The organism is Candidatus Chromulinivoraceae bacterium (assembly GCA_035478595.1).
Taxonomy (GTDB): Bacteria; Patescibacteriota; Saccharimonadia; order Saccharimonadales; family Saccharimonadaceae; genus CAMLKC01.
In genome coordinates, this window is sequence record DATIJL010000007.1 from 47292 (window position 1) to 57661 (window position 10370).

Below are 10370 nucleotides of genomic sequence, written 5' to 3' on the forward strand. Positions count from 1 at the left end.
AATATGCCAAAATTTTTATATATAGCTACTAACGACGCTAGTAAGTCGGTTAACGGAACAATTGAGGCACAGGACCGAGGTGCAGTTATTTCCGCCCTCAACAAGCAAGGTCTGCATCCTATTAGCGTCAAAGAACAAAGTTCAAGAGCCAGTTCAAAGAATGTAAGCCTTTTTAAAAGCGGTAACCATGTAAAATCTGATGATTTGGTCATGTTTACTCGTCAGCTCAGTACCATGGTTGGAGCCGGCGTCCCCCTACTTCGAGCGCTAAATTCTCTTGAGCAACACTCGGAGAGCCCAGGTCTTAAAAAGGTTCTTAACGGTATTATTAGCGACGTGCAGGCGGGTTCACCACTTGCCGATGCGCTCGCAAAATCACCGAACGTCTTTAGCGACGTATATGTAAACATGGTTCGCGCCGGTGAGGCGGCGGGTATCCTTGACGAGATTCTTAAGCGACTCGCCATGCAGCAAGAGAAAAACGCGACTATCCGTAAAAAAGTAAAAAGCGCCATGACATACCCAATGGTACTTATTGGCATTACTGTCATCGCCTTTTTTGGTCTAATGCTCTTTGTCATTCCACAAATTGGAAAAATCGTCACCGATCTTGGTGGACCAGATGCAAAACTACCAGGTCTTACGCTCGCCATGCTTGGCATTAGCGGCTTTATGACAAGTTACTGGTATATTCTTTTTCCAGCGCTTGGTGGCGGTATCTTCCTCATACTGCGATACATTAAAACACCAAGTGGCAAGAATCAGTTTCACCACCTAGTGCTTAAGATTCCTGGGTTAAAAACAATTGTAATGAAGGTGGCTGTTGCGCGTTTTGCCCGTACATTCTCAGCGCTCATGGGGGCTGGTGTCGCGGTACTTGAAGCACTAGACGTTACCTCGCGCGCAGTTGGTAATCTAGTATATGAACAGGCACTTCAGGATGCCGCAAAACAAGTTAAAAACGGTGATACACTTTCTTCGGTTATTGAAAAGAACAGCCTTTTCCCATCGATCGTATCGCAGATGCTTGCAGTCGGCGAAGAAACAGGTCAAACCGATACCGTTCTCGTCAAGGTGGCTGACTTTTACGAAGAGGAAGTAGACGTAGCAATTGATGGCGTCAGTGCTATTATCGAACCGGTCATGATTGTCTTCATGGGTGGCATGGTAGGACTCATCGCCGCCAGTGTTATGATGCCAATTGCTGGGCTCGCAAACCAGATTAAAAGTTAGCAAAAAACCAAACCGCTCATGGTATACTGGTAACAAAGTAGAAGTGGGCATTTTAAGTGGCGAAATTATTTTATAAAGACAAGCCGGTAATTGGCCTCGACATCAGTCAAACTGGTGTTAAAGTTATGGCCATCGACTCAAAAAAGTGGCTTGTTTTAGGGTACGGTTCAGTCGACCTCGACCCTGCAAAAGTCCAAAAATCCCTTGAGAGCAATGATGCTTATTTAGCCGATAACATAGCTTCACTCCTTACGAGCAAAGTTATTGGTGTGCTACCTAGCGATCAAGCTATTATTAGCGTTCCAACAAGTCGCACTTTTTCACGCACCTTTACCGTTCCTGCTAAAGCAGAATCCACCCTTTCGGATGCTGTCGAGATTGAGGTTGATCAGTACATCCCCATACCCATGAATTCTCTGTATGTTGATTACGAAGTCATTGAACGACATAAAGACCAGCTTAGTGTTATCATGTCGGCAGTACCAAAAAACCTTGTGGATAGCTGTCTTGCGGCCGTCCGAACTGCAGGCCTGCAGCCAATTATGGTTGAGCCAGGAATTAATTCTGTTGCTCGTGTTATTGAGTCTACCGAAGAAGGTCATCTACCCACCCTTATTGTTGACATCGGACCTGCTAGCACCGATATTGCCGTGCTTGACGGTGGCGCTATTCGTATTAGCGGTGGACTTGGTATTGGCGGTAACACCTTTACGCTCGATATTGCCAAAAAACTCAATGTAGCCCTTGAGAATGCTCACCAATTAAAGGTCTTAAACGGCCTGAGTGCCGGGCCGCGTCGTGCTAAGATTACGGCTGCACTTCAGCCGAGTCTCCAGCGTATAGCCACTGAAATCCGTAAGGTTATCCGCTATTACAACGAACGTCTCAACGACGACCGCAAACTCGAGCAAGTCATTATCGTAGGTGGAGGAAGCAACGTTCCAGGTATTGGCGACTACTTTACTAACGAACTCGTTATGCCAGCACGTGTTGCCAGTCCATGGCAAAAATTGGATTTCGGTAAGTTGCCGCAGCCAAACAAACAGTTTCGCCCTCGTTATATTACCGTTGCAGGGTTAGCGAGTGTTGACCAAAAGGGGTTTTGGAAATGATTAACCTTCTCCCTCATGAAGAAAAGCGGCAGCTTCAGGCAGCTCGCACTAATACACTTCTTATCCGTTATAATATCTTCCTTTTGGGGGTTATTGGCTTCATGGGTATCGCAATTGGTATCACCTACATCTATCTCTCAAGCACATTTAATACTGCCGCCCAAACGATACAGTCCAACCAGGCTAACGTAGTACAGTATGCTTCTGTGCAGGCGCAGGCTCAGCTGTTTCGTGATCGTCTTAGCACCGCCAAGCAGATCCTCGACAACGAAGTAACTTACTCTAAGGTCGTCCTGGAAATAGCACAGCTTATACCAAGTGGTGTAGTTCTTCAAACATTATCTCTCGACTCCGGAACATTCGGAACACCAACCACACTTACTGGGCAGGCAAAAGATTATGCTAGCGCACTCGCGCTCAAAGATTCCTTTAGTAAATCTCCACTTTTCTCTGACGTACACTTTCAAACCATTGATACTGCCTCTGGTACGGGAGGTTATCCCGTCACGGTGAACCTTGGCATAACTATTAAAAAGGATGCAGCGAAATAATGAGAAAACAGAGCAATCTCACCGCTACTCGTCTTCGACTTATATTGTCGATATCGCTATTTGTTATCGCTCTTGCAGGAGGCGTCATCTTTTCACTCATTAACAACCAGCTAAAGTCCTATGCCGTAGACGTTAGCCATAAGATCATCGACGCCAATGCAAGTCGAGACAACGTACAGACACTCCAGCGCATTCAGCAGGAGCTCACGAACGATAAGGACATTATCGCTCGCACAAACAGCATTGTTGCCGATAGCCAAAGTTACCAGTATCAGGATCAGATCGTGAGTGATCTTAATAATTACGCCAGCACAGCCGGTATAACCATTACGAATATGGATTTCTCGGCCAACTCAGCGACCGGTCCGACGGGTGCAGTTACTACTCCGACGGCTACACCCCCCGCCGCTACAGCGCCGGCGGGTGTGAAGTCAGTCTCCGTCTCCGTAACTCTTAAAAACCCTGTTGGATACAGTAATTTTCTGCGATTTGTACGCTCTATAGAAAACAACCTTACCAAAATGCAGATCCAGAAAATCACACTCTCTAAGGGCACGACCGGTAGTGATATTTCAAGTGATGTCTTAAGCATACAGGTATACACAAAATAGGAATTATTATGAAAGATACAAAGATCAGTCTCACACTTTCACCAGATGCAATAAAAAAATCTATCTTAGCTTTCCTACACCGTTTTCATATTGTACTTTTCGTCATTATCGTTCTAGGTGGTCTTGCAGTAGTCATTTTTTTACTCAACAACGCCGTCATAACATCTGGACAAGATAACGGCTATAGCCCAAACGCGAATAACTCTAGTTTCGACCAGTCCACTATTCAAAAAATTCAAAACCTTAAAACAGCCGACCAATCAGACCCTACAATCAGTAACAATGGCGCACGGACTAATCCATTTGTTGAGTAGTAAGCCAAAAACGTCTATACTAAAGTTATGCTAATCGCTGGATCAAGACTGATCGACGCACCGGTTATGGGTCTACAGACCGGTGGCGAACTTGCACGTACTCAGCGTGCTATTATCGACCCCCATTCACTTCAGATTGTCGCCTATGAGCTCGCAGGACCACTCCTCAACATTCACCCGTCTCTACTTCGAGTTGCTGATGTGCGCGAATTTAGCAACATTGGTCTAATTGTCGATTCTAGCGATGAATTTGTGTCGCCCGAAGACATCATAAAACTAAACGAGACGTATAAATTACAGTTCGACCTCATCGGCAAGACAGTTGTTGATACAAAACGCCATAAACTAGGTAAAATAGATGACTACACTATCGAGACGGCTGGATTTGTCGTACAACAACTGAGTGTCAAACGACCGCTCCTTATGAGCCTGAATGATACACATCTCCTAATTCACCGAAGTCAGATTAAAGAAATTACTGATGCAAAAATAGTCGTTGAGTCAGAGATCAAACCAGCCGAACCTGTTATGCGTGCAGTACACGACACCTATACTAATCCCTTTCGTAAACCCGCAGGCCCACAGACAGAGCAGAGCGAACGCCGTTAATCTTCCGTTTCAGCTAAAGCCTGTTTAATATCATCATACTGAAAACCTTGTCGAGCTAGGTATTGCATTAACTTCATATCGTCCGGATAACGATTACGTTTTTTATTAATGATTTTTTGCAATTCGTTCTCATCGGTTCTTTTAGACTCCAAAAGGAACGTATCGATAATTGTCGGAAGCACACCCTTTGCTCTCAGTTCAGCCGTTAGCTTGCGCTGACTTGTACCTTTAGCGGTATTTCGATTTTCAATCCAAAACTTCGCGAACTTTTCATCATTGATGTAGCCTTTTTCAACTAACCTATCGAAAACACGGTTCGTGATCTCCACTGGTGTGCCTTTTTTTATACTGCCGTCTTTCGTACGTTGATCGCGCGTTTTTTTATATAAGTAATCTCTCACTTCTTTAGCGCTATGGGGTCGCATCAAGCAGTATTCTAAAGCTCTGCCGTATAGCTTGCCAAACAGACTTTCGGTTTCTAAGTTTACGAGTTCTTCCTCGGCATATTCTTTGTTGGTTCGAATTCCCAGGTCAGCTACTTGGTATAAATCAAGAGAGAACCGGTAAACGCCATCCACCATGACATTTACGCGGTTCTTATTTTTAGCCTGAATAGAGATCGCGGTAATTTTCATACCAACAACACTCCTATGCCTCTACGGCTACTTTTTCGCGGACCTTTTTATCAATTTCGTTCAGTACGTCTAAATGTTCTTTAAGATAGGTCTTGGCAGCTTCACGGCCTTGGCCGATCTTACCATCGTTGTAGTCGAACCACGCGCCAGACTTACCGACAATACCGTGCAGTACCGCTAAGTCAAGTACGTCACCAGTCTTAGAGATTCCTTCGTTATACATGATATCGAATTCGGCAATCCTAAACGGCGGTGCGATCTTATTTTTTACCACCTTAACTTTGGTTCGGTTACCAACAATTTCTTCACCAGCCTTAATCTGGCCAGTACGACGAATATCGAGACGCACAGAAGCATAAAACTTTAATGCATTACCGCCGGTTGTCGTTTCAGGGTTACCAAACATCACACCGATCTTCATACGAATCTGGTTAATAAAAATCACAGTCGTGTGACTCTTGTTGATGATGCCTGTCAGCTTACGAAGAGCTTGGCTCATCAGACGAGCCTGAAGACCCATGTGGCTATCACCCATATCACCATCAATTTCCGCCTGTGGAACTAGTGCCGCGACGGAGTCCACAACCACAAGATCAACTGCACTGGAACGTACAAGCGTTTCTGCGATCTCAAGCGCCTGCTCACCGTTATCTGGCTGGCTTACCAGCAGATTATCGGTATCAACACCAAGGCGTTTTGCGTAGGCTGGGTCAAGCGCATGCTCGGCATCAATAAATGCAGCCGTACCACCATTTCTTTGCACCTCTGCGATAGCATGCAGTGTTAATGTCGTCTTACCACTTGATTCAGGTCCATAGATTTCAATAATGCGACCCTTAGGATATCCGCCGCCAAGCGCTAAATCGAGACTAAGCGCACCAGACGAAATAAGCTCTACATCCGCCCTATGCGTATCACCAAGTTTCATAATTGAACCATCACCAAACTGCTTGGTAATCTGGTCCATAGCAAGTCCTAGAGCCTTAAGCTTACCTTCATTGCTGGCAGCTTTTTCAGTCACATCTGTGTTGTCAGCTTTTTTAGCCATTATTCTCCCTCTCTTTTACTGCTTCCTATTATACTTCTTCTCTGACTTATTTGCTATAATAGAGGCAATGAAGCGTACATCTGGATTTACAGTTATTGAAATTATCGTTGTCATTGCGTTCCTTGGCGTAGCGTCTGTTTTACTACTCTTGCAGCGAAATGACCTCTCTGCCGCCCAGCGTGACAGCCAGCGTAAGACAGCTATCAACGCCATGTATTACAACCTGGAAGAAGCTTACTACGCAAAAAATGGCTACTACCCGGATACTATCAATGAAAGCGTCCTCCCTGCTATGGATCCTGCCCTCTTTACAGATCCTGACGGCACAAAGATAAACGATACAAGTGCCGAATACCACTATGACGCGAGCAACTGTCAAGACAGCAAGTGCAAAAGCTACAAGCTAACCGCCGACATGGAAAAAGAAGCGTCCTATACTAAGACCAGTCGTCACAATTAACAGCTATTTATTCTAATCTTCGTACTGGACGGGTCGGCCGTTTTTAAATGCTTCGACCGCGTTGTTCAATATAGCAATCTGCTGTTTTGGATTTGCTGCATATTGGAAGGTGTAGGTTGTTTCGTCGCCCTCTGTGCTAAGTCGAATAGTCCCATAATTAAATAGCAGCTGAAGTGGACCACTCTGATGAAAACTAGCATCCTCAATATTAGCAAGACTTACCGTTTGTTCTTGACGCGAGAATAAGCCTGACTGAATTTCCTGAACCACACTCTCGTTCGTAAGAAAAAACTTATTAGCTGAATATATCCAAATAGACACATAGCAACTCAATAGAATGGCTGCAATCACAAGTAGACCACCTATGAGCACAGCCCCAAACGGTAGAGGCGAAACAATACTCATTGCATTCATAATAAGAGGATAGTTAATAAGGAGTGATGCTACCACCGCAACAGAAAACACTGTTAATACAACAGGCAAGACCATACCAATAGGATGCCTTCGGATGGCGCTGATAATATACTCTGCTTCACTAATACTAAGCGACGGAAAATCTTTAACCGATTGATCGTGTTTAGTCTTCAACTCATCACTGATCGTCGGCGCAACAGGGTCTGCCGCACGGCTCAAATGGACAAACTGCGGGCCGGGTTGCGGACCGTACGAAGGGTCGGCAGGTCTAGGGGGCGCTGCGTACAACGGGTTGCCGTCAGCATCATAGGCAACGGGCTTAGGTTCTTCTGTTTGCGGTCGGCGCGGAAGATCATCCATATCCATACTGGTATTATACCAACATTTATTGGTTTTCAGCCATGACCTTGCCGAGGTGAGTGTACGCTTTAGCTGTCACGCGTCGTCCGCGTGGCGTTCGCTCAATAAAGCCAAGCTGCAATAAGTATGGTTCGTAAAAATCCTCAATCGTACTCGCCTCGTCGCCTGTCAAGGCTGCAATGGTAGTAAGCCCCACTGGATTATTGCCATAGTTGTCAATAATGCTCAGAAGCATATTACGGTCAGCCGGATCGAGACCCAGTTCATCGACCTCCAAAAGCTCAAGTGCCATGAGTGTGGTCTTTCGATCAATAATCCCATCGCCATTTACATCAGCATAATCTCGTACACGTTTTAACAGACGATTGGCAATACGCGGCGTCAAGCGCGCCCGAGTAGAAAGCAGCTGTGCTGATTCGGGATGAATTTTGCTCTCCAGTATACTTGCTGCTCGCATAATAATCTTACCAATTTCATCGTGGGTATAGAAATCCAGTCGATAGATATGCCCAAATCTATCTCGGAGTGGTGCCGCAAGTGCACCCGTACGTGTTGTGGCACCAATAACCGTAAACTTTGGCAGATCAAGACGTACACTACGAGCCGCCGGACCCTTACCTATCACAATATCAAGCTTAAAATCCTCCATGGCGCTATAGAGCACCTCTTCGACAACTCTGCTTAATCGGTGGATCTCATCAATAAATAGCACGTCGCCATCTGCAAGGTTGGTCAAAATACTCGCAAGATCACCAGCGCGCTCTATAGCAGGTCCCGCGGTTACCCGCAGCTTTGCACCCATTTCATTGGCAATGACATTCGCCATCGTTGTTTTACCAAGTCCTGGTGGCCCGTACAGTAACACATGATCAATTGGTTCGTCACGTTTTTTAGCAGCATCAATTGCCAGTTTTAAGTTCTTTTTTAAACGCTCTTGGCCAATGTATTCTGAAAAATCACGCGGGCGCAGTGATATCTCTACCAGCTGTTCATCCTCGTCTTCGTCGTGATTACTTGTATCAACTATTCGTTCTACCGCCATATCAGTACTTTCAGTATAGCAGTTTATACTTCTAGGGAATGTTGTTTATTTTTAGGCAAGATTGTTAAAAGACTAGAGGTCTTTTTTCTCAATTTCTTGTTGCACCAAACTACGTAGAATCTCGGCCTTTGTTTTACCCGTTTTCAAAGCGGCCCAACGAAGATAGTTGTAGATAGGTCGATCGATGAAGAAGTTAAAGCGCATGTCTTTGGTAGAGATATCATTCTCGCCGATAAACCGTTGTATAATCTTATCTAGTGTTGCTTCTTCGTATTCTTCATGCTTAACCCAACCATCTTCGATTCCAGTTGCAAAAGCACTTTTGTCCATCGATGCACGACGTAACAAAAGGATCGGCTTTTTTTGCTGAACAGCCACTGCTACCTGATATCCGATTGCGAAGTTCTCATAACTTGCTTCGGCAATTACAACGTCAGCCTGAGCGATTGCACTAATACTCTCGTTGTATATATTAGACCAATCCTCGGCTGTTTGCCCTGTTTTTTGATTCGCATTAAATGCCCCATCCACCCAATCACGTGCAAGTACATGTCCTTCTTGCTTGATAACTTGCATTATTTTTCTAAGGACATCAATATCATTCTCAAGAGTTGGTTTCGATGTTACCAAATGAATTTTCATCTTACTCACCTTTTTGAACGGCCGTCATCGCTTGACCCCTTTACCAAATTATTTCTTACATGTATAATATCACACTTAGGTACTAAAATACATTATAATGGATACAGTAATGGATAAACTGGTGATTGACAAAGCATTAAAAAAACGAGGCATAGCCCTTAGTGACCCGAATAAAATTACTTTAAACTCATACAATAGATACGCTAACGAATATATTCGTAATACCGTACCGACAATCGCACAATCTCCCCTCCAAATGCGCGAATGGATAGATACAGCCTTAGGTGCGATACCCCAGGACGGTGTGGTGTTTGAGATAGGAAGCGCAACAATACGAGATGCGAGCTATATGCGACAGCAAGGTTACAAGGTAATCTGCAGCGACGCTACCGAGAGCTTTATAGAAATCATGCTTGCCGCGGGCGAGCCCGCTGTTCATTTTAACGTACTTGAAGATAAACTAGCCGACCAATATCACATGATCTATGCGAATGGTGTTTTTCCTCACTTCACCGTAGAAGAAATACAGCTTGCGCTCCAAAATATTCACTCGTCGCTCAAGCCTGAAGGTATTCTAGCTTTCTCCATCAAACAAGGTATGGGAGAAGAATGGATAAAGGAAAAACTGGAGGATGTACGCTTCGCTCATTACTGGAGTCAGCAAGACATTACTGACGTACTTAATGAAGAGGGTTTCAGTCTACAGTACACAAGCTTCAATACAGGTCTTTATCCTTCACATAGATGGTTAAACATCATCTGTAAGAAAGAGGCCAGAAATCGTCGAAAGTAACGTTAATGCAGTTCTCCAAGCCGATGTGCTTATCGTTGAAGGGTCTCGCTTCAATTACAGTCAGGGCTATCAAACTGCAATCGCACTACAGCATAATAAACCTGTTCTCAACTTATACAGGAACAACCTGCCCGAGTATAAAGAGCGGCCTAATAAGCTCTTTGTTTCAGGCATCAGTCATCCGCTTTTTCCAGTAGACATATACGACAGAACAAGAACTGGAGAAGATTGTCATTCGATTCGTAAATAATCACTCCAAGAAAACCCATGAGCTTAATGTCAAATTCTCTCTTGATGACAATATTTATAAAAAGCTGCAAGGCCTTGCAGGTAAAAACCAGAAAAGTGAATCGGGCGTAGCAAGAGATCTTCTGTCTACAGCCCTTGACAAACAATAATTCGCTACGTAGAGAACTCAAGACCTTTGCAACATCTCCGCAGGTGTTCGTAACTGCAATCCTAAGTGTACACGCCTTTGGTTGTAGTAGTCGAGATACGTGGTGAGTGTTTCTCGCTGGCGCCGGAGCGGAACGCTCCTGCGCCAGT

General features: G+C 44.7%; 13 protein-coding genes. 8 read left to right on the forward strand and 5 right to left on the reverse strand.

The genetic code is table 11. The features are described 5' to 3' along the window. Positions 1-3: 3 nt before the first annotated feature. Genes VLG36_01885 through VLG36_01910 form a run of 6 tightly spaced genes read left to right on the forward strand, consistent with a single transcriptional unit; the run spans position 4 to position 4430 of the window. A complete protein-coding gene (locus VLG36_01885) occupies positions 4-1233 on the forward strand; it encodes a type II secretion system F family protein (GenBank protein ID HSW77525.1) in 1230 nt (409 codons plus the stop codon). A gap of 56 nt (positions 1234-1289) precedes the next feature. Continuing rightward, a complete protein-coding gene (gene pilM, locus VLG36_01890) occupies positions 1290-2345 on the forward strand; it encodes a type IV pilus assembly protein PilM (protein HSW77526.1) in 1056 nt (351 codons plus the stop codon). Beyond that, positions 2342-2896, forward strand: a complete 555-nt coding sequence (locus VLG36_01895) for a PilN domain-containing protein (protein ID HSW77527.1) — start codon at positions 2342-2344, stop codon at positions 2894-2896. Before pilM ends, VLG36_01895 begins: the two co-directional genes overlap by 4 nt. After that, positions 2896-3507: a hypothetical protein gene (locus VLG36_01900; GenBank protein HSW77528.1), complete on the forward strand. Its 612-nt coding sequence runs from the start codon at positions 2896-2898 to the stop codon at positions 3505-3507. The genes VLG36_01895 and VLG36_01900 overlap by 1 nt, the downstream gene beginning before the upstream one ends. Positions 3508-3515: 8 nt before the next feature. After that, positions 3516-3821 carry a hypothetical protein gene (locus tag VLG36_01905; GenBank protein ID HSW77529.1) on the forward strand — a complete coding sequence of 102 codons (306 nt, stop codon included), beginning with the start codon at positions 3516-3518 and terminating at the stop codon, positions 3819-3821. A gap of 27 nt (positions 3822-3848) precedes the next feature. Continuing rightward, positions 3849-4430, forward strand: coding sequence for a hypothetical protein (locus VLG36_01910; protein ID HSW77530.1), 582 nt, complete (start codon positions 3849-3851; stop codon positions 4428-4430). On the opposite strand, the gene VLG36_01915 is transcribed toward VLG36_01910, so the two are convergent. Together VLG36_01915 and recA are read right to left on the reverse strand one after the other, a co-directional pair. After that, on the reverse strand, positions 4427-5065 hold the full coding sequence (locus VLG36_01915) for a RecX family transcriptional regulator (protein HSW77531.1): 639 nt from the start codon (positions 5063-5065) through the stop codon (positions 4427-4429). The two genes, VLG36_01910 and VLG36_01915, sit on opposite strands and share 4 nt — an antisense overlap. A 13-nt stretch (positions 5066-5078) precedes the next feature. Next, positions 5079-6113 carry a recombinase RecA gene (gene recA / locus VLG36_01920; GenBank protein HSW77532.1) on the reverse strand — a complete coding sequence of 345 codons (1035 nt, stop codon included), beginning with the start codon at positions 6111-6113 and terminating at the stop codon, positions 5079-5081. Between the two features lie 67 nt (positions 6114-6180). Here recA and VLG36_01925 point away from each other — a divergent pair, with 67 nt between their 5' ends. Continuing rightward, the gene (locus VLG36_01925; GenBank protein HSW77533.1) at positions 6181-6573 is read left to right on the forward strand and encodes a type II secretion system protein; all 393 of its coding nucleotides are present in this window, start codon (positions 6181-6183) and stop codon (positions 6571-6573) included. 12 nt (positions 6574-6585) lie between these two features. On the opposite strand, the gene VLG36_01930 is transcribed toward VLG36_01925, so the two are convergent. The 3 genes from VLG36_01930 to VLG36_01940 form a co-directional block, all read right to left on the reverse strand. Further along, positions 6586-7353, reverse strand: a complete 768-nt coding sequence (locus tag VLG36_01930) for a PH domain-containing protein (GenBank protein ID HSW77534.1) — start codon at positions 7351-7353, stop codon at positions 6586-6588. A 19-nt stretch (positions 7354-7372) separates the two neighbouring features. Further along, positions 7373-8389 carry a Holliday junction branch migration DNA helicase RuvB gene (gene ruvB / locus VLG36_01935; GenBank protein HSW77535.1) on the reverse strand — a complete coding sequence of 339 codons (1017 nt, stop codon included), beginning with the start codon at positions 8387-8389 and terminating at the stop codon, positions 7373-7375. 72 nt (positions 8390-8461) lie between these two features. Further along, positions 8462-9031 carry a hypothetical protein gene (locus VLG36_01940; protein ID HSW77536.1) on the reverse strand — a complete coding sequence of 190 codons (570 nt, stop codon included), beginning with the start codon at positions 9029-9031 and terminating at the stop codon, positions 8462-8464. 109 nt (positions 9032-9140) lie between these two features. On the opposite strand from VLG36_01940, the gene VLG36_01945 reads away from it, so the two are divergent. Continuing rightward, entirely contained in the window at positions 9141-9824 is a 684-nt protein-coding gene (locus tag VLG36_01945) for a methyltransferase domain-containing protein (GenBank protein HSW77537.1), read from the forward strand. Positions 9825-10370 lie beyond the last annotated feature (546 nt).